The organism is Pseudomonas sp. 15C, from assembly GCF_055484735.1.
Genome location: NZ_JBUDGD010000027.1, coordinates 1 through 26,835, shown reverse-complemented (window position 1 = coordinate 26,835; position 26,835 = coordinate 1). Strand labels below are relative to the sequence as shown.

Here is a 26,835-nt window from a genome sequence, read left to right as displayed (position 1 = left end):
TCGCTCTCCATCGAATCGTCAAAAAGGTAGGACACCCTAACCCGTACGGTTAGTTGTTAAAACAAAAGTTATATTCTTTTTTGTTATATGTCGTTACAAGGCTTTGGTCCCCAGCCACGCTGAGCCTAGCAGTTGCCGGACACATTGAGACTCAGCTGTACCTGTGCGCGCTGGAGGATTTTTCCTAAGCTGATGAGCGAGCCTCATAAAGAGGCTGATTCCTGCCCGATTCGACGAGAAGCCTGACCATGAGCGACAACCGACAGTGGGCCCGCGAGGCCATCCGCATCATCGAGGCGGATTTCCAGCGCAGCGCCGATACCCACCTGATCCCCTTGCCGCTGCCGGGTTTTGCGGGCATCGAGTTGTACTTCAAGGATGAATCCAGCCACCCGACCGGCAGCCTCAAGCATCGCCTGGCCCGTTCGCTGTTTCTGTATGCGCTGTGCAACGGCTGGTTGAAGCCTGGCGCGCCGGTGATCGAGGCGTCCAGCGGCTCGACGGCGATTTCCGAAGCGTACTTCGCCCGGATGCTGGGTTTGCCGTTCATTGCGGTGATGCCGGCGACTACGTCGAAAGAGAAGATCGCGCAGATCGCTTTTTACGGTGGCCAGAGCCATCTGGTGCAAGACCCGACACAGATTTACGCCGAATCCGAGCGCTTGGCTCGCGAACACGGCGGGCATTTCATCGATCAGTTCACTTACGCCGAACGCGCCACCGACTGGCGGGCGAACAACAACATCGCCGAATCGATCTTTCAGCAGATGCGCTATGAAAAACATCCGGAACCGAGCTGGCTGATTTCCAGCCCCGGCACCGGTGGTACTACCGCGACGCTCGGTCGTTACGTGCGCTATCGCCAGCACTGCACTCGCGTGTTGTGCGCCGATGCCGAGCGCTCGGTGTTCTTCGATTATTACCGGAGCGGCGATGCCAGTCTGCGCCTGGAGTGCGGTTCGCGCATCGAAGGCATTGGCCGGCCGCGGGTGGAAGCGTCGTTTCTGCCCAAAGTGATCGATGCGATGGTCAAGGTGCCGGACGCCCTGTCGCTGGCGGCCATGCATTACCTGGCGCGGCGTCTGGGCCGGCATGTCGGCGGCTCGAGCGGGACCAACCTGATCGGTGCGCTGATGGCGGCGCAGCAGATGAAAGCGGCGGGGGAGTCGGGGTCGATCGTGGCGATACTGTGCGATGGCGGCGAGCGCTATGCCGACACCTATTACGATCAGGCCTGGTTGCAGGCGCAGGGGTACGAGTTGGAAGGATTGATCGAGGCCGTAACGGCGAGTGCCGAGCGGGGAGAGGCGCTGCCGACTTCAGTCTTGCGCGCCAATATCTGACACACCGCAATCAAATGCAGGAGTGAGCCTGCTCGCGATAGCGGTGATTCAGTCAACTTAAGTGTTGAATGTTATCGCGCTATCGCGAGCAGGCTCACTCCTACACGGTTATGTCAGTCAGAGAGACCGAGGATATCCCGCGCCACCGCCTCGGCAATCCGAATCCCGTCCACGCCCGCCGAAAGAATCCCGCCGGCATAACCCGCGCCTTCGCCCGCCGGGAACAGGCCTTTGACGTTCATGCTTTGCAGTGACTCGTTACGGGTGATGCGCAGCGGCGACGAAGTGCGCGTTTCGATCCCGGTCAACACCGCGTCGTGCAACGAATAACCACGGATCTGCTTCTCGAACGCAGGCAACGCTTCACGGATGGCTTCAATGGCAAAGTCCGGCAGGGCCAACGCCAGATCGCCCAACGCCACACCCGGTTTATACGATGGCTCGACTTCACCCAGTTCGGTCGAAGGTTTGCCATTGATGAAGTCGCCGACCAGCTGCGCCGGGGCCTTGTAGTCGCTGCCGCCAAGGATGAACGCGTGGGATTCCAGACGCTCCTGCAACTCGATGCCCGCCAGCGGGCCGCCCGGATAATCGACCTCCGGGGTGATGCCGACGACGATGCCCGAGTTGGCATTGCGCTCGTTACGCGAGTACTGGCTCATGCCGTTGGTGACCACGCGGTTCGGCTCTGAAGTTGCCGCGACCACGGTGCCGCCCGGGCACATGCAGAAGCTGTAGACCGAACGACCATTCTTGGCGTGGTGCACCAGTTTGTAATCGGCGGCGCCGAGTTTCGGGTGCCCGGCATACTTGCCCAAACGTGCGCGGTCGATCAGCGATTGCGGGTGTTCGATACGGAAACCCACCGAAAACGGCTTGGCTTCCATGAACACGCCACGGCTGTGCAACATGCGGAAAGTGTCACGGGCGCTGTGGCCGAGGGCCAGAACCACGTGCTTCGAATGCAAGGTTTCGCCGCTCGCCAGTTGCACGCCGACCAGTTGGCCCTCTTCTATCAGCACGTCGGAAACGCGCTCCTGAAAGCGCACTTCACCGCCGAGTTCGCGGATCTGCTCACGCATGTTTTCAACCATGCCGGTCAGACGGAACGTACCGATGTGCGGTTTGCTGACGTAGAGGATTTCTTCCGGCGCGCCGGCCTTGACGAACTCGTGCAGGACCTTGCGCCCGAGGAATTTCGGGTCCTTGATCTGGCTGTACAGCTTGCCGTCGGAGAACGTCCCCGCGCCGCCTTCACCGAACTGCACGTTGGACTCGGGGTTGAGCACGCTTTTGCGCCACAGGCCCCAGGTGTCTTTGGTGCGCTGACGCACTTCGGTGCCGCGTTCGAGAATGATCGGCTTGAAGCCCATCTGTGCCAGCAGCAGGCCGGCGAAAATCCCGCACGGGCCGAAACCGACGACGATCGGGCGCTGTCCCAAGTCGCTCGGTGCCTGACCGACAAACTGGTAACTGACATCCGGCGCCACGTTGACATTGCGGTCATCGGCGAACTCGCCCAGCACCCTGGTCTCGTCGCGCAGGCTGAGGTCGATGGTGTAGATGAAACACAGCTCGGAGGATTTCTTGCGCGCGTCGTAGCTGCGCTTGAACAAGGTGAAATCGAGCAGCTCATCGCTGGCGATGCCCAGGCGTTGCACGATGGCCGCGCGCAGGTCTTCTTCGGGATGGTCGATGGGCAGCTTGAGTTCGGTGATTCGTAACATGGCGGGGATCCGGGTTCGCGGGGCGCACAACTGCGCCAGGGCGTTTGAAGGCGGCGATTATAAGCCGCAACGTCCGGATCCGCCGAGGATAATGCGCTCAGTCGTTGCGCGATCCGCCGAAATACCCGCAACCACGCTGCACCTGGCCGTCGATGCGCAACTCGGCGCTCATGTGCTGCACGCTGCCGGTGCTGCTGTCGACGCAGCGTTGCGGGGCGACCCACAATTCGATGCGCTGGTTGTTGGCTTCGCTGCTGAGGTTGAAACGACCGTCTCCGAGTTGTTCCTCGACATAAGGCACGGCCAGCGGCGGCTGGCCCTCACGCTCTATGACCATGCCCTTGCCGCTGACCTTGACGTTCCATTCCGGGCCGTGGCCGGCAGCACGCAGAATCAGCAGTTTGAAATTCGGATCATCGCAAGCGCTGCCGGAGCGCTCGACACGGTACAGCTGGGTCAGATCGAGGCGATCGCCGACGACTTTGCCGCGAACATCGGCGAACAACTTGCCTTGCTCATCGGCCAGCGTCGCGGCTTCCTGCAACACGCTGGTGCCGCCGGTGTCATTGACCACCAACTGGCGCTGATTCTGACACGGCTGAAACACCAGCTTGCCGTCCGCCGCCGTCAGTTGCCCCTGCATTCGCGCCTGCCCGACGTGCGAAGCACTTTCGCGCTGGCCATCGAACAACTGGCAGGCGGCAAACAACGGCAGCAGGGCAACAACGATCAACGAACGGGCGACACGCATCTTTGGCTCTCCAGACAAGTGTCGCCACGTTACTGAGGGCGGCTGTCGATCACAAGGCTTGTGTGGCCACTATTGAGTCACGATTAGCGTCGATGCATAGTTTCGCCACGTAAATCAGGAAGAATTTTATGCAATGGACGTCGGCAATATTGCTGTTGACACTGGCAACATCAGGCGCAAGTCAGGCAGCCGAGATCAATCTGTCCTCGGCTACGGATTTCTCCAGAATGGAGGTGCTGCTCAAGGATGATGAAGGAGCTAATCCGGATCTCGTTCAGCTCTCGGTCACGCTTACGCCAGAAGCAACCGAGAGGATGGCGCAAATCAGTCAGGAGTCGATCGGCAAGCCACTGACGCTTTCGATCAATGGGCAGCCCGTTTCGACGGCAACGGTTCACTCGGCGCTGGGGCGGCAATTCAGAATGGCGATACCTCGGCCCGTTGCCAAAAAACTGTTGCCGACGCTGATCGAATAAACGATCAACCGACGTGAAATGTCTGACCGGTTTGCAGGCCTTCGACACTTTTGGCGTAGGCCAATGCCACGTCCGCCGCAGGAACGGACTTGAAGCCGCGGAAGTAAGGAGCATATTTGCCCAAGGCTTCCGTCAGAACCGTCGGGCTTACAGAATTTACCCTCAAACCGCGTGGCAGTTCGATCGCGGCGGCACGGACGAAGCTGTCGAGAGCCCCATTGACCATAGCTGCCGAGGCGCCGCTACGAATCGGATCGTGGCTGAGCACGCCGGTGGTGAAGGTGAACGAGGCGCCATCGTTGGCGAATTCGCGCCCGATCAGCAGCAGATTGACCTGGCCCATCAGCTTGTCCTTGAGGCCGAGGGCAAAACTGTCGTCGCTCATTTCGCTCAGCGGCGCGAAGGTTACGTTGCCGGCGGCGCAGATCAGCGCGTCGAATTTGCCGGTCTGTTCGAACAGCTTGCGAATCGACGCGCTGTCGCTGATATCGACCTGCAAGTCGCCGCTGTTACGGCCGATGCGAATGACTTCGTGACGTTGCGACAGTTCTTTGTCTACGGCCGAACCGATGGTGCCGCCAGCGCCTATCAACAGAATCTTCATCGAGCTGTACCTCAAGTGATTGCATGAGGTTTCAGTCTAGAGTGGTTTTTCTCTTGGATAAGCGCGCTAATAGGCAACCTTTGGTTTTCAAATGGAAACAATCCATGAGCGAGATGGATGATCTGGCAGCGTTCGCCGTGTTGATCGAAGCCGGCAGTTTTACCTTGGCCGCGCAACAGTTGGGCTGCAGCAAAGGCCAGTTGTCCAAGCGCATCAGTCAGCTCGAAGCGCAGTTTTCCGTGGTTCTGCTGCAACGCACCACTCGCCGTTTGAGCCTGACCGCGGCGGGCGCGGCGCTGTTGCCACAAGCGCAGGCACTGGTGGTTCAGGTGGAACGGGCACGTCAGGCATTGGCGCGGCTCAAGGACGACATGGCCGGCCCGGTGCGGATGACGGTGCCGGTGTCGCTTGGGGAAACCTTTTTCGATGGCTTGCTGCTGGAATTCTCGCAGCAGTACCCCGACGTGCAGATCGAGCTGGAGTTGAGTAACAGCTACCGCGATCTGTCGCGCGACGGTTTCGATCTGGCGATCCGCTCCGAGATAGCCAATGATCAGCGGCTGGTAGCCCGGCCGCTGCTGGCGTGGCAGGAGATGACCTGCGCCAGCCCGGCCTATCTCGAACATTACGGCGAGCCAACGACGCCCCAGCAACTGGTCAAGCACCGCTGCCTGCTCAACAGCCATTACAGCGGGCGTGAAGAATGGCTGTATCACCAGCAGCATGAGTTGTTGCGGGTGCGGGTCTCGGGCCCGTTCGCCAGCAACCATTACAGCCTGCTGAAAAAAGCCGCGCTCACCGGTGCCGGCATCGCCCGACTGCCTTCCTACCTGTTGCAGACGGAACTGGCCGACGGCCGCTTGCGCTGGCTCCTGCGCGACTTTCAGACCCGGCGCATGCCGATGCTGCTGGTGCATCCGTATCAGGGTGGTTTGCCGAAACGCACGCAGGTGCTGGCGGATTACCTGATGGACTGGTTCAAGCGCAGTGGTGAGGCGCTGGATCGACTCCTGCGCTGATTTCGTACCTTGTGGGGAGCCTGCTCGCGATAGCGGTGTATCAGTCACAAACTCAATAACTGACAGTCCGCAATCGCGAGAAGATGAAGGCCTACAGTTCGAGGTCAGCCTTGGAAGCGGCGGGCGATCAGGTGATCGATCGACAATTTGCCCGGTCCTGTCGTCATCAAATACAGCAATACCGCCGCCCAGGTGCCGTGGGTCGGGTACGCGTCGGGATAGACGAAAATCTGGATGGTCAGGGTCATGCCCAGCAGCGCCAGCGCCGAAAAACGTGTCGCCAGGCCGATCAGGATCAGCGCCGGGAAAAAGTGTTCAGCGAACGCCGCCAGATGCGCGGCGATTTCGGGCGACAGCAGCGGCACGTTGTATTCACTCTGGAACAGCGGAATCGCCGAGTCCGCCAGACGCGGCCAGCTCAGTTCAAACGTGCCGTCAATCAGGTCGATCGCCAGCCCCTCGACCTTGGTCTGCCCGGACTTCCAGAACACCGCAGCGATGGAAAAACGCGCAAGGAAGGCAATCAGGCTGTGCGGGATTTTTTCCAGCAGGGTGATGGCGCGCGGGATAAGCGTGTTCATGGCAACTCCTTGTAGCTCAGTTGAATGATCGCGTTATGGGCGATCAGCAAGGCGAGGGTTTGGGCGAGATCGAAGGGTGGGCTGTTTTCGGCCGCCGCGAGCAACGGCTCGCCATTGTTCAGGTGACGGATAAACACGCTGGCGCCGGCATCCAAGGCAAACACTTCAACTTCGAGGCCGTTGCGCAACACCAGTGCGTGTTGCCCTTGATTCAGGCCAATGCCCGCCAGGCTTTGTTCCTGCTGATGCGCGGCCCAGATCGCCACCACGGCAAACCCTGAATCGAGCAGGTGCAGCGATGGATGCAGGCCGAACGTCAGCCCGCCGAGAGTATGCGGATTGGCGAGGGCGGCGCTGACGTGCTCCGGCCGGATCGGCTGCGCGTCGGCGGCGTGGTAGGCGAGGACGCGCAAATACTCGAGGCGCGCGACGTCGGCGACATACGGCACGCCGGCAATCGGTTCGAACTGCGCGATGAAGTCGGCGAACGTTTCGCCGTAGCGGCTCATCAGCGGACTCTGTGGCGGTTGGCTTCGGATAAAAATCGCGGCCATGGCGCGGAAAAATTCCTCGCCAACCAGCTGCTGTACGACCGGATAACTGTCGGCCAGGGCATTGATCAGCGACGCCTGCACGTTGTTGCGATACACCGCGAAACGGCTCGCCGGGTCCGCACCGTTGGCGCTGCGCAGACCATCGGGGCAGGACAGGCGCGTATCGATCAGCGCGGCGGCGAAAGCGCTATGTGTGCTCATGCGCGGCCTCCGCTTTGCAGCAATAGCCGCTCGGCCTGTTGCGCCTCGGCCAGCAATACCTCGAACGGCGGCACCTGGTTGTCACGCTCGATCAGCGTTGCCACCGGGCCGATGCGCTCCAGCACCTGGCGGTACAACTGCCAGACCGCTTGGTCGATTGGCGCGCCGTGATCGTCGATCAGCAAACGATCGCCGAGGCTGTCGCAATCTTCGGCGAACCCGGCCAGATGAATCTCGCCGACCGCGTGCAGCGGCAGGGCGTCGAGGTAGGTCAGCGGATCGCGCTGATGATTGATGCACGACACATAGACGTTGTTCACGTCGAGCAACAGGCCGCAGCCGCTGCGGCGAATCACCTCAGCGATGAAGTCTGGCTCATCAATCGTCGAGCGTTCGAACGCCAGATAGGTCGCCGGGTTTTCCAGCAGCATCGGCCGCTTGAGGGCGTTCTGGACCTGATCGATGTGCGCGCAGACGCGGTTCAGCGTTGGCGTGTCATAGGCCAGCGGGAGCAGGTCATTGAGAAACACCGGGCCGTGGCTCGACCACGCCAGATGTTCGGAAAAAGATTGCGGTTGATAGCGTTCAATCAGCTCAGCCAGGCGCTTGAGGTGTTGTTGATCCAGCGACCCTTCGGCACCGATGGACAAGCCGACACCGTGCAGCGATAGCGAATACTGCGCACGAATCAAACCGAGAAAATGATGAAACGGGCCGCCGGCCACCATGTAGTTTTCGGCGTGGACTTCGAAGAAACCGAGGTCCGGTAATGAACCGAGCACTTGTTGAAAGTGCCCGGTCTTGAGGCCCAGCCCTGCACGGGGCGGGAGCCCGGTGAGGGCTGCCTGAGTGCGTGGAAGGACATGGTCGTGGTGGCTGAACATGATCGTCACTCAGGCAGGCCGCGGATCAGGACTTGGCTTTGAAGGCTTCGAGCTGACCGAAACCGGTCGGCGAGGTTTTGCTTTCGATGGTGCCGCAGGTGCCTTTCGGAACGTGTTTCCAGGCGTTGGCCTGATAGTCCATTTTCGCTGTGCCGGCGCAGGTGGTGCCTGCACCTGCGGCGCAGTCGTTCTTGCCTTTCATGGCCACGCCGAAGCATTTTTCCATGTTGGCATCGGCGGCTTGAGCGGTGGAGACAGTGGCGATGCTCAGCGCGGAACCAAGGGCCAGAACCAGTGCGGTGGCGGACAGGGTGCGGGTGGTAGCAGTCATGATGTTTCTCCAGGTTTTATCAGGGTGTCTGCAAGTGCTGTTGCGCTTGCTTGTCCCTCTAGAGAAAGGTCGGGGGGATGCGTTACAGGTGGGCCTGAAATTTTTTTAAAAATCTCCGAACCGCCTCGTCCCCCTGTAGGAGTGATCCTGCTCGCGATAGCGGACTGGCAGTCAATATTTTTGCAACTGATACACCGCTATCGCGAGCAGGCTCACTCCTACAGGGTGGTGGGTTCGAGGTTTGTGGCAGGCAATAAAAAAACGGCCCGAAGGCCGTTTTCGTGTTCAGCGATAACGCTCAACCCCCCAGATACGCCTCGCGCACTTTCGGGTCGGTCAGCAGCGCTTCACCGGTGCCTTGCATGACCACGCGACCGTTCTCCAGAACGTAGGCGCGGTCGGCGATTTTCAGCGCCTGGTTGGCGTTCTGCTCGACCAGGAACACCGTCACACCGTCCTTGCGCAGCTGTTCGATGATGTCGAAGATCTGCTGGATGATGATCGGAGCCAGGCCCAGCGACGGTTCGTCGAGCAGCAGCAGCTTGGGCTTGCTCATCAGCGCACGGCCGATGGCGAGCATTTGCTGTTCGCCGCCGGACATGGTGCCGCCGCGCTGGTTGAAGCGTTCCTTGAGGCGCGGAAACAGGCCGAGGACCTTGTCCATCTGCTCCTGATAATCGCCCTTGTCAGTGAAGAAACCGCCCATGGACAGGTTTTCTTCGACGGTCAGACGGGCGAACACCCGACGACCTTCCGGCACCACGGCGATGCTCTTGCGCATGATCTGCGACGAGTCCTGGCCGACCAGTTCCTCACCCATGTAGCGGATGCTGCCGCTGTGCGCTTGCGGCGAACCGCAGAGCGTCATCAGCAGCGTCGACTTGCCGGCACCGTTGGCGCCGATCAGCGTGACGATCTCGCCCTGACGGACTTCGACGTTGACGCTGTGCAGGGCCTGGATCTTGCCGTAGAAGGTGGAAACGTTTTCGAACTGCAGCATTTACGCTTCCCCCAGGTAGGCTTTGATCACTTCAGGATTGTCGCGGATCTGTTCCGGCGTGCCGTCGGCCAACGGCGTGCCCTGGTTGATCACGACGATGTGGTCGGAAATGCTCATGACCAGTTTCATGTCGTGTTCGATCAGCAGCACGGTGACGTTGTGCTCCTCGCGCAGCACGCCGATCAGCGCCTTGAGGTCCTCAGTCTCTTTCGGGTTCAGACCGGCGGCCGGTTCGTCGAGCATGAGGATCCGCGGGCGGGTCATCATGCAGCGAGCGATTTCCAGACGCCGTTGCTGGCCGTAGGCGAGGGTGCCGGCGGTGCGGTTGGCGAACTCTTTGAGGTTGACCTTTTCCAGCCAGTACTCGGCAAACTCCATGGCCTCGCGCTCGCTTTTGCGGAACGCCGGGGTCTTGAACAGACCGGACAGGAAGTTGGTGTTCAAGTGCCGGTGCTGAGCGATCAGCAGGTTCTCGACCGCGGTCATGTCCTTGAACAGACGCACGTTCTGGAAAGTACGCACGACGCCTTTGAGGGCGATCTTGTGACCGGGCAGGCCCTGGATCGGCTCGCCGTCGAGCAGGATGCTGCCGCCGGTCGGCTGATAGAAACCGGTCAGGCAGTTGAACACGGTGGTCTTGCCCGCGCCGTTCGGCCCGATCAGCGCAACCACTTGTTTCTCTTTGACGGTCAGGGCCACACCGTTGACCGCGAGCAAACCGCCGAAGCGCATGCTCAGGTTTTCGACTTTAAGGATCTCGCGGCTCATTTGCGCAACTCCATGTGTGGGCGTTGCATCGGCAGCAGACCTTGTGGACGCCAGATCATCATCAACACCATCAGGGCACCGAACATCAACATGCGGTACTCGCTGAACTCACGCATCATTTCCGGCAACAGGATCATCACGATCGCCGCCAGAATCACACCCAGTTGCGAGCCCATGCCACCCAGCACGACGATGGCGAGAATGATCGCCGACTCGATGAAGGTGAACGACTCCGGCGTGACCAGACCCTGGCGCGCGGCGAAGAAGCTGCCGGCAAAACCGGCGAACGCTGCACCGAGGGTGAACGCGGAAAGCTTGATCACGGTCGGGTTCAGGCCCAGCGCACGGCAGGCGATTTCGTCTTCACGCAGCGCTTCCCACGCACGGCCGATCGGCATGCGCAGCAAACGGTTGATCACGAACAGCGCAGCCAATGCCAGCAACAGCGCAACGAGGTAAAGGAAAATCACCTTGTTGATCGAGTTGTATTGCAGGCCGAAATACTCGTGGAACGTCTGCAGACCTTCGGCCGCTTTACGCTCGAAGGTCAGGCCGAAGAACGTCGGTTTTTCGATGTTGCTGATGCCGTTCGGGCCACCGGTGATATCGGTCAGGTTACGCAGGAACAGACGGATGATCTCACCGAAACCCAAGGTCACGATCGCCAGATAGTCACCGCGCAGGCGCAACACCGGGAAGCCCAGCAGGAAGCCGAACGTCGCCGCCATCAGGCCGGCAATCGGCAGGCAGATCCAGAAACTCAGGCCGTAGTAGTGCGACAGCAGCGCGTAGCTGTAGGCGCCGACGGCATAGAAACCGACGTAACCGAGGTCGAGCAGACCGGCCAGACCGACGACGATGTTCAGGCCGAGGCCGAGCATCACGTAGATCAGGATCAGCGTGGCGATGTCCACCGCGCCACGTGAACCGAAGAACGGCCACACCAGGGCGATGATGATCAGCGCAATGATGAAGTAACGCTGAGTGGTCGGCAGGGTCAGGAAGTTGCTGGCCTTGGCCGGGATCAGCGGCATGCCCGGCGAGGAGCGCCAGGCTTTGCTGATCTGCTGATTGAACAGCACGCGCAGGAACATCAGCACCGAGCAGATTGCGATGGTCGCAAGCACCGCAGGGCTGGTGTTGTGCACTTCCAGATTGATGCCGACGATGGTCAGTTTCAGACCGAGTACCGGGTAGGCCACGGCCCACACCAGCAAAGCGCTGAACAGCGCCTGTTTAAGATTCCTAGTCATACTTTCTCAACCTCCGGACGGCCCAGAATGCCGGTCGGACGGAACAACAGCACCAGAACCAGCAAGCCGAACGCCACGACGTCCTTGTACTGGTCGCCGAAGATATCGGCACCGAACGCTTCCGCTACACCGAGCACCAACCCGCCGAGCATCGCGCCGGGAATGCTGCCGATGCCGCCCAGTACCGCAGCGGTGAACGCCTTGAGGCCGACGAGGAAACCGGCGTTCGGGTTGATCACGCCGTATTGCATGCTCAGCAGCACAGCTGCAACGGCTGCCAGCGCAGCACCGATGACGAAGGTCAGGGCGATGATGTTGTTGGTGTTGATGCCGAGCAGGTTGGCCATCTTGATGTCTTCGGCGCAGGCGCGGCAGGCGCGGCCCAGACGAGAACGGGAGATGAACAGGGTCAGGCCGAGCATGGCGATCAGCGTGACGACGAACACCACGATCTGCATGTAGGAAATCAGCACTTCTTGTGCGCCACCCGGACCGAAGGCGAGGTTGCCCGGGATCAGGTTGGGGATTGCTTTGTCCTTGGAGTCTTGCGCCAGCAGAACGGTGTTCTGCAGGAAGATCGACATGCCGATGGCGGAAATCAGCGGGATCAGACGGTTGCTGCCGCGCAGGGGGCGGTAGGCAATGCGTTCGATGCTGTAACCGTAGGAACTGGTGACGACGATGCTGGCAATGAACGCCGCGGTCATCAGCAGCGGGACACTGTCGAGTCCCATCATGGTCAGCCCGGCGATGGCGATGAACGCCACGTAGGAACCGATCATGTACACCTCGCCGTGGGCGAAGTTGATCATTCCAATGATGCCGTAGACCATCGTGTAGCCGATGGCGATCAAGGCATACATGCTGCCAACGTTGAGGCCGTTAACCAGCTGTTGGAAGAAGTGATAGAGGTCAGGCATTACAGCGCTCCTAAAAACCTGATACGCATTTCACTGGTGGAGTCATTTTCCCGCCCGGCCCCGTGGATCTCTATCCACTTCGAATCCGGGTTTTGCCAGCGAACCGCTGATGACGGTTTTGAGATTTTCAGGTGGGGAGACTGGCGGATCACGCCAGCGCGGCCCATACATTCGTAAAACAAAGCCCACGGCACGCCGTGGGCTTTATTGGCAGTCAGTCCAGGCAGCGCCTTACTGAGGCGAAACTTCAGTTTTAGGTTTGCCGTTGTGCCACTCGTAAACCACGAATTTGAAGTCTTTCAGGTCGCCCTTGGCGTCGAAACTCAGGTCACCGGTCGGGGTCTTGAACGAACCGGCGTGGATGGCTTCGGCAACTTTGGTGGCGTCTTCGGACTTGGCAGCCTTGATGCCTTCGGCGATCACGGTCACAGCCGAGTAGGACGGGAACACGAACGGGCCGCTCGGGTCTTCCTTCTTCGCTTTGAACGCGTCAGCCAGGGCAACGTTGGCCGGATCCTGGTCGAAGGATTTCGGCAGGGTCACCAGCAGGCCTTCAGACGCGTCCTTGGCGATCTGGGTGATCGAGTCGTTACCCACGCCTTCCGGACCCATGAACTTGGCTTTCAGGCCTTTTTCCTGGGCTTGACGCAGGATCAGACCCAGCTCTGGGTGGTAGCCGCCGTAGTAGACGAAATCGACACCGGCTTGCTTGAGCTTGGCGATGATTGCCGAGAAGTCCTTGTCGCCGGCGTTGACGCCTTCGAACACGGCAACCTTGGTGCCTTTCTTCTCCAGGGTCGATTTCACCGCGGTGGCGATGCCTTCACCGTACTGCTGTTTGTCGTGCAGCACGCCAACCACTTTCGGTTTCACGTAATCGGCGATGTAGTTACCGGCGGCAGGGCCTTGAGCGCTGTCCAGACCGATGGTACGGAAGATCATTTTGTAGCCACGGGCGGTGATGTCCGGGCTGGTGGCAGCCGGGGTGATCATGATCACGCCTTCGTCTTCATAGATGTCCGAAGCTGGCTGAGTGGAGCTGGAGCACAGGTGACCGACCACGAACTTGACGCCGTCGTTGACGACCTTGTTCGCTACCGCTACCGCTTGTTTCGGATCGCAGGCATCGTCGTATTCAACGGCTTCGAGTTTCTTGCCGTCGACGCCGCCCTTGGCGTTGATCTGCTCGATGGCCATTTTCGCGCCACTGAACTGCATGTCGCCGTATTGGGCTACTGGACCGGTTTTAGGACCGGCGATACCGATTTTGATGGTGTCAGCTGCGAACGAATGGCTGGCAACCCCGGCCAGAACCATAGCGGCAAACAGTTTGGAAATCTGCTTAGTAGCCTTAGTCATAGTGCTCCACTCTTACTGTTGTATTTTTTAGAGTTCTGGCGCCGTAGCAGCAGAACCGGGTCAGATATCTTTGCGACATCCTCCGGAAATGCCCCCGGCAACTGTACCGGTACAGTGTAGAGCGCCGCTTGTTCAACTGGGAAGCGGGCGCCAAGGGGCAAAACTTGGGGGTGTCGCATTTTTGAATGAAAAAGACAGAATTGCGGCGGGGCTTTCGCGGGCATATAGCCCAATCAGCGGCATTCCCTGGCGTTCCTGCTCTTTTCGTTCGGTGCAGCCATTTGCAACCGGGTTTTTCTGGCGGACCACCAACGTTATGATTCGCGTCGATTTCTTTTCCGGACAGAGCCCATGAATCAAGAACCTAGCACCCTCTATGCCAAGCTGCTTGGGGAAACCGCATCTATTACCTGGAAAGAGTTGGAGCCGTTCTTCGCCAAGGGTGCCCTATTGTGGGTCGACCCTGAGCTGGATTTGATCGCGGCTGCCGAAGCCGTGGCGTCTGACGAAGGCGAGAAAGTCGCGGCCTGGCTGGCCGACGACAAGGTCGCCAAGCTGTCTGAAACACGGGCGCTGGATATTTTTGAACGCGATCCGCAACTGTGGGCCGTGGTGGTGTCGCCATGGATTCTGATCCAGGAAAGGGCGAGCGCTCCAAGTGCCGCACCTTAATGGTGCGAGCTGTCATCGGCGAAAAGTGTGTAGCGGAGTAGCGTGATGGCACGTTGCCGTAGAGAAATGCCACAGGCGCGTCTCACTTCACGGTGACGTAAACGTAACGGGAACAGTTTATTGAGCGGCCTGAGGGTCGCTTAATTGTTTCTGGATGTTGGAAAGGCTGAAATCTTTAGTGAATTTGAAGGCCCCATCGCTGGCAAGCCAGCTCCCACAGTGTCCGGGTGAACACAAATATTGTGAGCACCACAAAATCTGTGGGAGCTGGCTTGCCAGCGATGGGGGCGACTCGGTAGTGGATCAGACCGAATAAGTCTTGCCGGTATGGTTATTCAGGGAAATCACCTTGGTCTTGCCAATCCGGTGGCGGTAAATCTCGCGCAGGTACTTGATCGACTTCTTCACACAATCGCGCGACAGGCGAATGTCGTTGATCGAAACAAACTTGTCCTTGTCGTTGATCAGCTCGCGGTACTTCTTCTCGTACATCGGTTTGATCGCGTACCAGTTGGTGTCGAGAATCTTCGCCGGGTTTTCGAACTCGTTGAGCAGATCATCGATGCGGTCTTCGTCAAACTCTTCCTGAATGATGAAGTCGAGAATCGAGTTGTCCAGCGTCTCGTCGAAACGGTACGGGGTCTTGGCGAAGCAACGCTTGATGAATGCCACGATCAACGTCAGGAAGTCATCCGACAGGCACGGGCTCTTGGCAATCAGCGTGGTCAGCGACAGGTTCGCCGAAGCGCCGATCACCAGCGCGTAACGCTTGAGCGTGGTGTTGGGGAACAGGCTGTTGAGGTGGGTCTTCAGCCGGTTCAGGTCCATGTACGACAGCTTGTAGTCCTTGGGCAGCGAAACGATCGAGACCACCGACGAGCAGTTCTTGAAGAAGTGCAGGTCATGCAGGGCAGCGGCGTCGTAGCCGGAATTCTTGTACTGCTCCAGCGACGCGCGATAGCGCTTGGACTCGATCGGCAGCAGGCTGATGCCTTCGATGGCCTGGGTGACCTTGTTGAAGTGCGGCAGGTCGATCGAGCGGAAAAACAGATCGTCGATGTTCAGACGCTGCGGCTCTTTTTCGAAGACCTTGAACTTGTCGCTGCTCGGCGGCGGCGTTTCCGGCACCACCGATTCGGCGTAGGCGATCGCCACCGGGCCGGCCAGGCTCATGAACAGGTCGTTGGCGTCCAGGCGAATGGTCTCGCCGATGTCGATGCCGGCGCGACGGAAGTAGTTCTGGTCGTAGTCGGTGGTCACTGCCTGCGCGGTGAGAATGTTGAAGATCTGCTGCGAGATGTACTGGTTGGCGTGCTTCTCCATCGCATTGACATCAATGTTCTGGATGTTGCCGTCATCGCTTTCTTCGGCGTAACGCATGATGTCGTTGGAAATCAGCATCATCGCGTTCCACGGGCGAATCCGCCCCATGACGCTGGCTTCGCTGCTGTCTTCGTTGGCGAAGTTGTAGGAGAAGTCCCATTCCTCGGAAAGGTATTTGCACAGCAGGCGCCCGGCGTTGATGTGCAGCGCCTCGGACATTTCACTGCGGTGATCAGAAATGTTCGGCAGCACGCAGATGCCGCTGGTGAAGATCGGCTCGAATACAAACGAATGACCGCTCTTGCCGTCATGTTCGTCCATCGGCTTGGTGTCGAACGTCTTGTTCATGTACGAGTGCTGCTGGGCCAGACCGAATTCGGAGGCCATGCCCGAACCGGTACCGCCGCCGGCACTGAAAATCGAAAAGTACAGGCGCGACTGGTTGGCTTTGATGCCGCAGCTGTCGATCAGGTACGAGTGGATCATTTTCCAGTCGGGGCTGGAGAAACGCTGGGTGTCCTTGTTGAGGATGATCTTCGCCAGGTACTGGCCGAGGATCGGCGCGTTACCGGCGCCACCGGCGTGGACTTCGGACAAGTCCATGATCTTCATCTTGCTGTAGTCGCGCAGGAAACCGCTTTTCTCACCCTTGCGGGAAAAGCGGATGCGCCCGGCGATGTCCTTGTCGAGGTCGCCGAGCATCACCAGCGGCTCGACCAGAAACACCGGTTTGGCCGATTTGTTGGTGCCGATGCGCAGGTTGTTTTTAATCCACTGCGCCGGGCTGTAGCCCTTGTCGGCCAGACGCCGATCGGCCGGGCGATCTTCGTTGTTGAATTCGTTGAGGTAGAACTTGCGCGCGTTGTACACCAGCTCCGCGACGTCGAGGGCGATGTTGGAGCCGCAGCGACCGAGGCCGATCAGGCACACCGAAGGGAATTCCTGATCGTTGTGCTGTTCGTTATCGCCTTCCAGGTGCGGCGGGCGCGGGAACACCAGATCGCGCAGGCCGTCGAGGTTATCGAGGATGCGGTCGGTATTGGTTTCGGTGAAGTACAGGTATTGCTGGGTCGACAGCGGACGCGCGGGTTGCGCAGGCTTGGTCGGGCTGTTGGCGGCGGGGCTGGAGGTCAGGTCGGAAATCGCAGTGGCAGGATTGTTTTTGGATGTCATGGTGCGCCATGTACCTGGACTGGGTTGGCCCGATGACCGATGTCAGCGAACCTCACGGAATAGGATCTCGCGTCTTTTGCGCGAATTGAGCCCGAGCGTCAGCGCGGTGGCCTGACTGTCGCTGGGGGGAATCCTTTCCTGATCGTTGTTGAATCGGCCATTATTCGGCGATCTTTAATGGAAAAGAGGCAAAATGATGTCAACGCGACCTTCGTTGGGGTTTGCCGGAATCGGCCTGATGGGCTTGCCGATGTGCCGGCGTCTGTTGGCGGCGGGCTACCCGTTGACCGTGTGGAATCGAAACCCGGCCAAGTGCGCGGCACTGGTCGAGGCGGGTGCCCGGCAAGTGGCGAGCCCCGCCGAACTGTGCGAGCACGCGGACATCGTGATGTTGTGTCTGGCTGACACGGCGGTGGTGCGCGAGGTGGTGTTTGGTGCTGGCGGCATTGCCGAGCGCGCAAAAAACGAACAACTGCTGGTGGATTTTTCCAGCCTCGAACCGACGGCGACCCGCGAGATGGCCGCGCAACTGGCGCAGCGAGCCGGCATGGGCTGGCTGGACGCCCCGGTGTCCGGCGGCGTGGTCGGGGCCGAGGCGGGCAGCCTGGCGATCATGGTTGGCGGCGCGGCGGCGGATCTCGAGCGGGTGCGTCCGGTGCTGCTGAGTCTCGGCCAGCGCGTCACGCACATGGGCGGCGTCGGTGCCGGCCAGGTGACCAAGGCCTGCAATCAGATGATTGTCGCCTGCAACGCGCTGGTGATCGCCGAAGTGGTGGCGCTGGCCGAACAGGCCGGGGTCGATGCCAGCCTGCTTGCCGAAGCGCTGGCCGGCGGTTTTGCCGATTCGAAACCGCTGCAGATTCTTGCGCCGCAAATGGCCGAGAGTCGTTTCGAGCCGATCAAATGGCACGTGCGCACGTTGCTCAAGGATCTCGACACGGCAGTGAAATTTTCCCGTGAACAGGGCTCGGCCACGCCGCTCAGCGGATTGGCCGCACAACTGATGCGCCTGCATGGGGCGCAGGGCTATCTGGCGCAGGACCCAGCGACACTGGTGCAAATGTACCGCGCGCCAGCAGCAACGGATTGAACGCCGGCGACGCCTTGCGCTGGTTGATTTCCGCCAGCACCGGGCGCAACTCGTTGAGCGGCACTGGGCGGCTAAGCAAGTAGCCCTGAATGAAATCGCAGCCCGAGCGCTCGAGAAACTCGTACTGCTCCAGGCTTTCCACGCCTTCGGTGACCACCTGCAGGTGCAGGGTGTGCGCCATGACGATGATCGCCTGGACGATTTCCATGTCCGCCGTGGCCTTGGGGATGTCGAGGATGAACGAGCGGTCGATTTTCAACGTGTTGAGCGGCAGGCGCTTGAGGTAGGCCAGCGACGAATAACCGGTGCCGAAGTCGTCAATCGACAGCGACACGCCAAGCGCGCGAATCTGCCGCAACAACACCAGGGTGTTGGCGATGTTGCCCATCAGCGCATTTTCGGTGACCTCCAGCTCCAGTCGTTCCGGCGCCACTCCGGCGCTGCGCAGGGCGTGTTCGATTTCATCGGCCAGCTCTTCGCGGGCCAGATTCAACGGCGAGCAGTTCCAGGCGATTTTCAGCTCCTCGCAGCCATGGCTGGATAGCTCGCCGAGATCGCGACAGGCGCGCCGTAACACCCAGTTGTCCAGTTCGGCGATCAGGCCGTTGCTCTCGGCGATGGCGATGAAACGATCCGGGGTCAGCAAACCGTGCAGCGGGTGCTGCCAGCGAATCAGCGCCTCGAGCTTGGTGACACGGCCGGTTTTCAGCTCGAAGATCGGCTGGTAGTACAGCGTCAGGCCGTTTTCTTCGCGCAGGGCCTGGCGCAGTTCTTCTTCGAGTTGCAATTCCAGGGTGGCGCGGTTTTTCAGGCTTGAATTGAAAAAGTGCAGGCCATTGCGCCCCGCGCCTTTGGACTGGTACAGCGCCAGGTCGGCGTGTTTTAGCAGTTCTTCGCAAGTCGTGCCGTCTTCAGGAAACAGGCTGATGCCGATGCTGGTGGTCATCACCATGCGCCGGCCGGCCAGTTCGATCGGCTCTTTCATCTTGAGCATGATGCGCTGCGCCATGCCGCGTGCCTCTTCGCGGTCGTGCAGGCTGATCAGGATGCAGAACTCGTCACCGCCGAACCGCGCGACCACGTCTTCGTGGCTGCGCACCGAGCTTTTGATGTGCTGGGCGATGACTTTGAGCAGCGCGTCGCCGGCGTCATGCCCGAGGCTGTCGTTGATCCGTTTGAAGTGATCGATGTCGAGAAACATCACCGCGAGCATGCCGCCTTCGCTGGTTTTCTGGCTGAGTTTTTCCGCGAACATCTGGTTGAAGCCACGGCGGTTGATCAAATTGGTCAGCGCGTCGTAATTGGCCGCTTGCTGTAACGACATGCGCGCCTGATCGAGCTGGCTGAGCAGGGCGTTGACCCGGCGCAGGTCTTGCTCCTTGTTTTGCAGCTTCTTGTCGGCGAGGGCGGCGCTGATTGCACTGCCCAATATCAACAGGATGATCAACGCCACGGTCAGGCCCAGTTGCAGATGTCCGGTTGCGCCGCCGCTCGCTGCCAGGCCACCCTCGGCAATGACCAGATCCAGCGCGGCCATGCCGGTAAAATGCATGCTGATGATGCCTGCGCCGAGAATCAGCGCAGCGCTGTATTTGAGCAACTGATGGGCCACGCCGCTGCCTTCGCTCAGATAGCGGGCGACCCACAGCGCGGCGAAACTGGCGCCGATGGCGATCAGCACCGACAGCGCAAACAGCCCCGGATGGTAGTAGGCGCTGGCGCTCGATTTCATCGCCGCCATGCCCACGTAATGCATGCCGGCGATACCCAGGCCAATGACCGACGCCGTTTTCAGGCAGCGCTGCGCACTGGGCTGCACCTCGCTCAGGGTCTGCATGGCCAGCCACGAGGCGAGCAGGGCGATCAGTAACGAGAAGAGGGTGATGCCGAGGTCATACTCGATATCGATGGGCGTCTGAAAAGCCAACATGCTGATGAAGTGCATGGCCCAGATGCCGCCGGCCAGACAGGTCGCACCGATCCAGCGCCAGAGCCGCCGCGAGGCAAGATCCTCGGCATGCACCACACGCTCGGCCATATCGAGCGTCGCGAAACTCGCCGCGCAGGCAACCAGATAGGCCGCCAGCACCAGCAACGGATTGTGGCTGCAATCGAGAATGACCTGCCCGCGCGCCGGCAGCTCGGTAACAAAATGCAAACCAAGCCACTCCATAGCGTGCCCCGTCTCTGAAGTCGTCCTGACTGCGCGATCAACGCAGGCGAATGACTGGAGTATAGAGGCCGATTTCGGCGCGCAAGCGGTAGTGGCACATTGGCGCTAATGATTTTGGCATTAGCATCATAGCGATTCGCGCTAAGACTCAGGCAATACGCTCAAGTGGCAGATCGTTCCAGTGCGGGTCAAGCGGCGGCAGACCATGCGCGGCGCGGGCCTTGTCGCAGTCGGGGTTGTGTTCACCGTTCTCCCACGACGCTTCGAATTCGCGGCAGGGGCTCGAGCGATTTTCATAGATCGTGCACGCTACTTTGCTGCCGACTTCCCCTGCCAGCGAGATGCAGCGCGTGGGTTTGCGATCAGTGCCGATCATTGCCACACGGCTCGGGGTGATTTGCTCGACCAGTTCATCAGGTACCGTACCGCCGGAGGATGCGCATTCACCCCAGAAAAAAGACACGCGAAAATGGGAACAGCAGGCACCGCAATTCAGACACGGACTGACTTCAGACATGGGCGAGGGTATCAAAGGGATTGATCGGCAGATCCGGACGGATCCGGCGGCCATTCTAGGCTTTGCCATGGACTTGGGAAGGGGGGCGCGAAAGTATTTTTTTGTGCCCGGATTTTGCCGTGAAAGCCCCGTATGGCAGGGGATTTCAGCGTTATCAAGGGCTTACGTTTCGTTACAGTGCGATGGGCCGATATCAGGCTGACGAATGATCACAGACAGCCCTCGCGCGGCTGACTAGATTGCAGGTTCCGGGCTCGAACGCGCTGGCAGTGAAGCCCCATAACAATAAAGAGACGGACCCATGCAGAACTCGACCCAAGCGGCGAATGCCTGGCGCATTCTGTTTTTACTGTTCCTCGCCAACCTGTTCAATTTCTTCGACCGTACCATTCCGGCGATCATCATCGAACCTATCCGCATGGAATGGCACCTCAGCGACTTTCAGCTGGGCATCATCGGCACTGCCTTCACCATCGTTTACGCCATTGCCGGCCTGCCACTCGGGCGCATGGCCGACACCGGTTCACGCAGCAAACTGATGGGCTGGGGTTTGGCGACCTGGAGTGCACTGACTGCGGTCAACGGTATGGTCGGCAGTTTCTGGAGCTTCCTGATCGTGCGCATGGGCATCGGCATCGGCGAAGCCAGTTATGCGCCAGCGGCCAACTCGCTGATCGGCGATCTGTTTCCGGCGCACCGTCGGGCGCGGGCCATGGGCATTTTCATGCTTGGCTTGCCGCTTGGGCTGCTGCTGGCGTTCTTCACCATCGGCGCGATGGTCAAGGCGTTCGACAGCTGGCGCGCGCCGTTCTTTATCGCCGCGGTGCCGGGGCTGATCCTTGCGGTGTTCATGTTCTTCATCAAGGAACCCAAGCGCGGCGCGGCGGAAACCGTGCAAGTCTCGCAAGAGAAAGTCGACAAGCCAATTCGTCGCGTGCTGGCGGTGCCGACGTTTCTGTGGCTGGTCATGGCCGGGCTGTGCTTCAACTTCGCGACCTATGCCTGCAACTCGTTTCTGGTGCCGATGCTGCAACGCTTCTTCCTCATGCCGTTGCAGGAAGCGGCGGTGGCCACCGGGATCATTGTCGGCGTGACCGGGCTGGTCGGGCTGACCTTGGGCGGCTGGATCGCTGACAAGATTCACCAGCGCGTGGCCAGCGGGCGACTGCTGTTTGCGGCGTTCAGTCTGATCATCTCGACCCTGTGCACGGCGTGGGCGCTGCATGCCGGGCGAATCGAGATCGGCGTGTTCGTCGCAGTGTTCAGTGTTGGCTGGCTGTTCGCCTATAACTTCTACACCTGCGTGTACACGGCGATTCAGGACGTTGTCGAACCGCGCCTGCGCGCGACGGCGATGGCGTTGTTCTTTGCCGGGCTGTATCTGCTCGGCGGTGGTTTGGGGCCGGTGGTGGTCGGTGGTTTGTCGGACCATTTTGCGCACACGGCGATGCTGTCGGCGGGGGCGGAACAGATGACCGAAGCGTTCAAGGCGGTCGGCTTGCATGACGCGATGTACCTGATTCCGGTGGCGCTGTTTCTGACCATGGTGTTTCTGTTTCTGGCCTCGCGGTGTTTTGTGCGGGATGCGCAGCGGATGAAGGAGGGGTTGGTGGCTGTGGTTGAGCCAGGTGCTGCGGCGGCGACTGCCTGACCGTAATCGCTGGCAAGCCAGCTCCCACAGTGACCGAGTCGTACACATAATCTGTAAACAACCCGAAACCTGTGGGAGCTGGCTTGCCAGCGATGAGGCCATCAGCTTCAGCTAATAAATTACAGGCAAACAAAAGGCCCGCATCGCTGCGGGCCTTGTTGTTTTCAGCGGTGGAGCGGAGCGGTTAGCCCGCCACCAGCACCCGAATCGCTTCCAGACGCAACGCCGCTTTATCCAGCATCGCCAGACCCTGCTCGCGCTGAGTGCGCAACGCTTCCAGTTCGCTGTCACGCACGGTCGGGTTGACCGCCTGCAATGCGGTCAGACGCGCCAGTTCTTCGTCGGTGTCGGCGGCCAGGCGACGACGCGCCTCGGCCACACGCTCGGCATGACGCGGGGCGATCTTGTCTTCGCCGGCGTTGATCCGTGGCGTCAACTGATCGCGCTGGGCCTGGATGAACTTGTTGGCGCTGGCCCGCGGCACGCTTTCCAGTTGATCGTTGAGGGTTTCGAAGGATACCCGTGGCGACAGGTCGTTACCGTTGGCATCGAGCAGGCAGCGCAGCGCTGCCGGCGGCAGGTAGCGGCCCAGCTGCAGCGAACGCGGGGCGACCACTTCGCTGACATACAGCAGTTCCAGCAACACGGTGCCCGGTTTCAACGCCTTGTTCTTGATCAGTGCGACGGCGGTGTTGCCCATCGAGCCGGACAGCACCAGGTCCATGCCGCCCTGCACCATCGGGTGTTCCCAGGTGATGAACTGCATGTCCTCACGCGACAGCGCCTGGTTACGGTCGTAGGTGATGGTCACGCCTTCGTCGTCGCCCAGCGGGAAGCTGGCGTCGAGCATTTTCTCGCTCGGCTTGAGGATCAGGGCGTTTTCCGAATGGTCTTCGCTGTCGATGCCAAACGCGTCGAACAGGGTTTCCATGTAGATCGGCAGGGCGAACTGGTCGTCCTGCTCAAGGATCGCCTCGACCAGCGCTTCACCTTCGCCAGCGCCACCGGAGTTGAGTTCCAGCAGACGGTCGCGACCAGTGTGCAGCTCGGCTTCCAGACGCTCACGCTCGGCGCGTGCTTCGTCGATCAGCGCTTGCCACTCGCCGTCGTCGGCTTCTTCGAGCAGCGGCAGCAGGCGCGGGCCGAACTGATGCTGCAAGGCATTGCCGGTTGGGCAGGTATTGAGGAATGCGTTCAGCGCCTCGTGGTACCACTGGAACAGGCGCTCTTGCGGGCTGGTTTCCAGGTACGGCACGTGCAGTTCGATGATGTGCTTCTGGCCGATCCGGTCGAGACGACCGATACGCTGCTCGAGCAGGTCCGGGTGCGACGGCAGATCGAACAGCACCAGGTGGTGAGCGAACTGGAAGTTGCGACCCTCACTGCCGATTTCCGAGCAGATCAGCACTTGCGCGCCGAACTCTTCGTCGGCGAAGTAGGCCGCGGCGCGGTCACGCTCAAGGATGTTCATGCCTTCGTGGAACACCGTGGCCGGGATGCCGGAGCGCACACGCAGGGCGTCTTCCAGATCCATTGCGGTTTCAGCGTGGGCGCAGATCACCAGCACTTTGGTGCGCTTGAGCATCTTCAGCTGGTCGATCAGCCACTCGACGCGCGGGTCGAATTTCCACCAGCGTTCTTCTTCGCTGGCCTCCGGCTGGGACTGGAAGCTGACTTCCGGATACAGCTCGGCATGCTCGCCCAACGGCAGTTCGAGGTATTCGTCGGGGCATGGCAGTGGATAGGGGTGCAGCTTGCGCTCCGGGAAACCCTGCACGGCCGCACGGGTGTTACGGAACAGCACGCGGCCAGTGCCGTGGCGATCGAGCAATTCACGCACCAGACGCGCGCTGGCTTCGGTGTCGCCATCGTTGACCGCGGTCAGCAAGGCTTCGCCTTCGTTGCCGAGGAAACCGTGAATGGTTTGGTGCGCTGCGGGCGAGAGGCGGCCCTTGTCGAGCAGTTCCTGAACCGCTTCGGCGACCGGGCGATAGTTGTCGCTCTCGGCGCGGAACGCCGCCAGATCATGAAAACGGTTCGGGTCGAGCAGGCGCAGACGGGCGAAGTGGCTGTCCTGACCGAGTTGTTCCGGGGTGGCGGTGAGCAGCAGCACACCGGGAATGACTTCGGCCAGTTGTTCGACCAGCGAGTATTCCGGGCTGGCTTTTTCTTCGTGCCAGACCAGGTGGTGGGCTTCGTCGACCACCAGCAGATCCCAACCGGCAGCGAACAGTGCGTCCTGAGCCTTTTCGTCGTCGACCAGCCATTCCAGCGCGACCAGCGCCAGTTGCGTGTCTTCGAACGGGTTGGTGGCATCGCTTTCGATGAAGCGTTCTTCGTCGAACAGCGCGACCTGCAGGTTGAAACGGCGGCGCATTTCCACCAGCCACTGGTGCTGGAGGTTTTCCGGAACGAGGATCAGCACGCGGTTGGCGCGGCCGGACAGCAGTTGGCGGTGGATCACCAGACCGGCTTCGATGGTTTTACCCAGGCCTACTTCGTCGGCCAGCAGTACCCGCGGCGCGATACGGTCGGCGACTTCACGGGCGATGTGCAACTGGTGTGCGATCGGCTGTGCGCGCACGCCGCCCAGGCCCCAGAGCGAGGACTGCAACTGGCGGCTGGTGTGTTCAAGGGTGTTGTAGCGCAGGGAGAACCACGGCAGCGGATCGATCTGCCCGGCGAACAGACGGTCACTGGCCAGACGGAACTGAATGAAGTTCGACAGCTGGGTTTCCGGCAGGGTGACGGCTTCGTTCTGCGCGTTGAGACCGTGATAGACCATCAGCCCGTCGACGTCGTCGACTTGCTGCACGGTCATCTTCCAGCCTTCGAAGTGGGTGATGCTGTCACCCGGCGAGAACCGCACGCGGGTCAGGGGCGCATTCCGTAGCGCGTACTGGCGGGTTTCGCCAGTGGCCGGGTAAAGCACGGTCAACAAGCGGCCGTCCTGTGCCAGAACGGTGCCTAAACCAAGCTCTGCTTCGCTGTCACTGATCCAGCGTTGCCCCGGTTGATACTGCTGCGCCATGCTGCCTGACTCCCACCTTGAAAAAGCGGGCTATCTTAACGGAATGACGGCTTCAGGGCCAAAGGAATAGGAGCAGTGGCGAGCTTTTAGCTGCAAGCTGCAAGCGGGTACCGGAGCGTCAGGCGTCGGTTTTTTCCAGCGGCGGGGCACCTGTGGGTGCCAACCGGGTCACAAGTTTGCGACGGGCGGCTCAAGGCGCCTGTACCGCAGCCGATAGCCTGCACACAGGAGACCTATATATGTTGCCACCGATGCTCCCCTTGAGCGCCGTGCCGATCACTTCCCAGCAGGATCCGATCCGCCAGCGGCCGGACATCCCTCCGGTGGTGCCGGTGCAGGAAAGCTCCAACGAAAGCACGATCGATCTGCAAAAACGCAATCCCGAAGAGGATGGCCTGTTGCTGCGCGAGGAACAGCGCCGCCAGCAGGAGCGCGAGCGTCGGCGTCGCGAGGCCGATGAAGACCCGGAAGAACATCTGGCCGTACCCGGTACCGAACTCAATGCCGACAACACCGTGCCAGTGGTACCGCTGATGGACGATCAGCCGCGTCAGGGGTTGTGGGTCGATATCGAGATTTGATTGCGGTGCCGGTGTGGCTGGTCAGCGCCGGCGTCAGGCGGCATGATGGGCGCAGTCCTGCCGGTGATGTGGCAGTTGTGTTCTTTTTCTTCGATGTACTGATGCCATGAGCCAAGACGACAAACTGATCGACCTCAGCAGCGAGCGCGCCAAGCGTGTGCATGACCTCAACGAGAAGCGCCTGAACGAAGTCCGCCAGGCGTTCGAGCAGGCGATGCCGTTGGGGAAAGCCAGGAAAAAGTCGAAGAACAAGCCGAAAAAGCGCTGATCTCCCCTGCGTTCTTTGACGCAGGTCATTTAGTTTTCCCCTCGTTTCTCTCTTTGTTGCGGACATTGATCCTGGTCAATGTGCGTGTCTGTGTGTCTGCTAATTTGCACTCATCGCAGTAAAGCAGGGGCCAGGAGGCCAGTCATGTTTTTCGATAACGTGGTGTTTGCCGGGGTCCTGACGGTTGGGCTGATGGTGCTGTTTTTTGCAGGGTTTGGATTTTTTATCTGGAAGGATGCGCATAAGCGGCGCAAGTGAGTTCTTCTGGGTTGATGGGCACGCAAGGCATTTTGGGGCGACTTCGGTTGCCCCTTTTTTTTTGGGCCGTGGCGGCCTTTGGGCCGACCAGGCTCTTGGTGTCTTGGGTGAATATCCGTTGCTTCGGGTGCTGCTTCTGGCGGTTTCGCCCTTACGGCGAGTCCCTTTTTCAGACGCCAAAAAGGAACCAAAAGGCTTTGCTCCTACGTCCGGCCCCTCGCAAGCTCGGGGTCCCTTCGCTCCGGGATCGATCCGGGCGCAGCGGCTACGGTTTGCTTCGCTGCACCTCCTTCCGCTGTGTCTGGCTGCGCCAGACGGTCGCTACGC

25 protein-coding genes are annotated in these 26,835 nt (G+C 60.3%); 9 read left to right on the top strand and 16 right to left on the bottom strand.

Annotation, left to right across the window (positions count from 1 at the left end; translation table 11 throughout):
* Positions 1–248 precede the first annotated feature (248 nt).
* Positions 249–1,343: a PLP-dependent cysteine synthase family protein gene (locus tag ACYYKW_RS15365; RefSeq protein ID WP_464990487.1), complete on the top strand. Its 1,095-nt coding sequence runs from the start codon at positions 249–251 to the stop codon at positions 1,341–1,343.
* Positions 1,344–1,456: 113 nt separating this feature from the next.
* On the opposite strand, the gene ACYYKW_RS15360 is transcribed toward ACYYKW_RS15365, so the two are convergent.
* Both ACYYKW_RS15360 and ACYYKW_RS15355 read right to left on the bottom strand, forming a co-directional pair.
* Positions 1,457–3,070: an NAD(P)/FAD-dependent oxidoreductase gene (locus ACYYKW_RS15360; RefSeq protein ID WP_464990486.1), complete on the bottom strand. Its 1,614-nt coding sequence runs from the start codon at positions 3,068–3,070 to the stop codon at positions 1,457–1,459.
* A 97-nt stretch (positions 3,071–3,167) separates the two neighbouring features.
* Positions 3,168–3,821 carry a COG3650 family protein gene (locus ACYYKW_RS15355; protein ID WP_464990485.1) on the bottom strand — a complete coding sequence of 218 codons (654 nt, stop codon included), beginning with the start codon at positions 3,819–3,821 and terminating at the stop codon, positions 3,168–3,170.
* Positions 3,822–3,949: 128 nt separating this feature from the next.
* Here ACYYKW_RS15355 and ACYYKW_RS15350 point away from each other — a divergent pair, with 128 nt between their 5' ends.
* A complete protein-coding gene (locus ACYYKW_RS15350; RefSeq protein ID WP_093103997.1) occupies positions 3,950–4,297 on the top strand; it encodes a hypothetical protein in 348 nt (115 codons plus the stop codon).
* Positions 4,298–4,301: 4 nt separating this feature from the next.
* Here ACYYKW_RS15350 and ACYYKW_RS15345 read toward each other — a convergent pair whose 3' ends face one another.
* Positions 4,302–4,901, bottom strand: a complete 600-nt coding sequence (locus tag ACYYKW_RS15345) for a short chain dehydrogenase (RefSeq protein WP_464990484.1) — start codon at positions 4,899–4,901, stop codon at positions 4,302–4,304.
* A 104-nt stretch (positions 4,902–5,005) separates the two neighbouring features.
* On the opposite strand from ACYYKW_RS15345, the gene ACYYKW_RS15340 reads away from it, so the two are divergent.
* Positions 5,006–5,920: a LysR family transcriptional regulator gene (locus ACYYKW_RS15340; RefSeq protein WP_464990483.1), complete on the top strand. Its 915-nt coding sequence runs from the start codon at positions 5,006–5,008 to the stop codon at positions 5,918–5,920.
* A 104-nt stretch (positions 5,921–6,024) separates the two neighbouring features.
* Here the strand turns inward: ACYYKW_RS15340 and ACYYKW_RS15335 are convergent, their stop codons facing one another.
* From ACYYKW_RS15335 to ACYYKW_RS15295, 9 genes are all read right to left on the bottom strand, one after another.
* Positions 6,025–6,501 carry a DoxX family protein gene (locus ACYYKW_RS15335; RefSeq protein WP_464990482.1) on the bottom strand — a complete coding sequence of 159 codons (477 nt, stop codon included), beginning with the start codon at positions 6,499–6,501 and terminating at the stop codon, positions 6,025–6,027.
* Positions 6,498–7,256 carry an HvfC/BufC N-terminal domain-containing protein gene (locus tag ACYYKW_RS15330; protein ID WP_464990481.1) on the bottom strand — a complete coding sequence of 253 codons (759 nt, stop codon included), beginning with the start codon at positions 7,254–7,256 and terminating at the stop codon, positions 6,498–6,500. Before ACYYKW_RS15330 ends, ACYYKW_RS15335 begins: the two co-directional genes overlap by 4 nt.
* Positions 7,253–8,140, bottom strand: a complete 888-nt coding sequence (bufB, locus tag ACYYKW_RS15325) for an MNIO family bufferin maturase (RefSeq protein ID WP_336355042.1) — start codon at positions 8,138–8,140, stop codon at positions 7,253–7,255. Before bufB ends, ACYYKW_RS15330 begins: the two co-directional genes overlap by 4 nt.
* 25 nt (positions 8,141–8,165) lie before the next feature.
* Complete coding sequence (locus ACYYKW_RS15320; protein ID WP_336355043.1) at positions 8,166–8,471, bottom strand: BufA1 family periplasmic bufferin-type metallophore; 306 nt, start codon at positions 8,469–8,471, stop codon at positions 8,166–8,168.
* Positions 8,472–8,769: 298 nt separating this feature from the next.
* A complete protein-coding gene (locus tag ACYYKW_RS15315; RefSeq protein ID WP_003222380.1) occupies positions 8,770–9,471 on the bottom strand; it encodes an ABC transporter ATP-binding protein in 702 nt (233 codons plus the stop codon).
* A complete protein-coding gene (gene livG / locus ACYYKW_RS15310; protein WP_016771357.1) occupies positions 9,472–10,239 on the bottom strand; it encodes a high-affinity branched-chain amino acid ABC transporter ATP-binding protein LivG in 768 nt (255 codons plus the stop codon).
* Entirely contained in the window at positions 10,236–11,492 is a 1,257-nt protein-coding gene (locus tag ACYYKW_RS15305) for a high-affinity branched-chain amino acid ABC transporter permease LivM (protein ID WP_090282128.1), read from the bottom strand. The genes livG and ACYYKW_RS15305 overlap by 4 nt, the downstream gene beginning before the upstream one ends.
* Positions 11,489–12,412: a high-affinity branched-chain amino acid ABC transporter permease LivH gene (gene livH, locus ACYYKW_RS15300; protein WP_090282129.1), complete on the bottom strand. Its 924-nt coding sequence runs from the start codon at positions 12,410–12,412 to the stop codon at positions 11,489–11,491. Before livH ends, ACYYKW_RS15305 begins: the two co-directional genes overlap by 4 nt.
* 231 nt (positions 12,413–12,643) lie before the next feature.
* Positions 12,644–13,771, bottom strand: a complete 1,128-nt coding sequence (locus tag ACYYKW_RS15295; RefSeq protein ID WP_336355044.1) for a branched-chain amino acid ABC transporter substrate-binding protein — start codon at positions 13,769–13,771, stop codon at positions 12,644–12,646.
* 351 nt (positions 13,772–14,122) lie between these two features.
* Between ACYYKW_RS15295 and ACYYKW_RS15290 the strand changes: the two genes are divergently transcribed.
* On the top strand, positions 14,123–14,443 hold the full coding sequence (locus ACYYKW_RS15290; RefSeq protein WP_464990480.1) for a DUF2288 domain-containing protein: 321 nt from the start codon (positions 14,123–14,125) through the stop codon (positions 14,441–14,443).
* 303 nt (positions 14,444–14,746) lie between these two features.
* Here the strand turns inward: ACYYKW_RS15290 and ACYYKW_RS15285 are convergent, their stop codons facing one another.
* Positions 14,747–16,939 (bottom strand): hypothetical protein, encoded by a 2,193-nt coding sequence (locus ACYYKW_RS15285; protein WP_464990479.1) that lies wholly within the window; start codon positions 16,937–16,939, stop codon positions 14,747–14,749.
* Between the two features lie 193 nt (positions 16,940–17,132).
* On the opposite strand from ACYYKW_RS15285, the gene ACYYKW_RS15280 reads away from it, so the two are divergent.
* Positions 17,133–18,029, top strand: a complete 897-nt coding sequence (locus ACYYKW_RS15280) for an NAD(P)-dependent oxidoreductase (protein WP_464990478.1) — start codon at positions 17,133–17,135, stop codon at positions 18,027–18,029.
* Here ACYYKW_RS15280 and ACYYKW_RS15275 read toward each other — a convergent pair.
* Together ACYYKW_RS15275 and ACYYKW_RS15270 are read right to left on the bottom strand one after the other, a co-directional pair.
* Complete coding sequence (locus tag ACYYKW_RS15275; protein WP_093103969.1) at positions 17,920–20,202, bottom strand: putative bifunctional diguanylate cyclase/phosphodiesterase; 2,283 nt, start codon at positions 20,200–20,202, stop codon at positions 17,920–17,922. The genes ACYYKW_RS15280 and ACYYKW_RS15275 overlap by 110 nt on opposite strands.
* A 148-nt stretch (positions 20,203–20,350) precedes the next feature.
* Positions 20,351–20,719 carry a YkgJ family cysteine cluster protein gene (locus ACYYKW_RS15270; RefSeq protein WP_090282134.1) on the bottom strand — a complete coding sequence of 123 codons (369 nt, stop codon included), beginning with the start codon at positions 20,717–20,719 and terminating at the stop codon, positions 20,351–20,353.
* A 301-nt stretch (positions 20,720–21,020) separates the two neighbouring features.
* Here ACYYKW_RS15270 and ACYYKW_RS15265 point away from each other — a divergent pair, with 301 nt between their 5' ends.
* Entirely contained in the window at positions 21,021–22,370 is a 1,350-nt protein-coding gene (locus tag ACYYKW_RS15265) for a spinster family MFS transporter (protein WP_093103966.1), read from the top strand.
* 184 nt (positions 22,371–22,554) lie between these two features.
* Here ACYYKW_RS15265 and rapA read toward each other — a convergent pair whose 3' ends face one another.
* The gene (gene rapA / locus ACYYKW_RS15260; protein WP_093103963.1) at positions 22,555–25,401 is read right to left on the bottom strand and encodes an RNA polymerase-associated protein RapA; all 2,847 of its coding nucleotides are present in this window, start codon (positions 25,399–25,401) and stop codon (positions 22,555–22,557) included.
* 239 nt (positions 25,402–25,640) lie between these two features.
* Between rapA and ACYYKW_RS15255 the strand changes: the two genes are divergently transcribed.
* From ACYYKW_RS15255 to ccoM, 3 genes are all read left to right on the top strand, one after another.
* Complete coding sequence (locus ACYYKW_RS15255; RefSeq protein WP_090282137.1) at positions 25,641–25,982, top strand: aspartate-semialdehyde dehydrogenase; 342 nt, start codon at positions 25,641–25,643, stop codon at positions 25,980–25,982.
* A gap of 106 nt (positions 25,983–26,088) precedes the next feature.
* A complete protein-coding gene (locus ACYYKW_RS15250; protein WP_090282138.1) occupies positions 26,089–26,250 on the top strand; it encodes a hypothetical protein in 162 nt (53 codons plus the stop codon).
* A 144-nt stretch (positions 26,251–26,394) separates the two neighbouring features.
* Positions 26,395–26,508, top strand: a complete 114-nt coding sequence (gene ccoM, locus ACYYKW_RS15245) for a cytochrome c oxidase subunit CcoM (protein ID WP_016771346.1) — start codon at positions 26,395–26,397, stop codon at positions 26,506–26,508.
* Positions 26,509–26,835 lie beyond the last annotated feature (327 nt).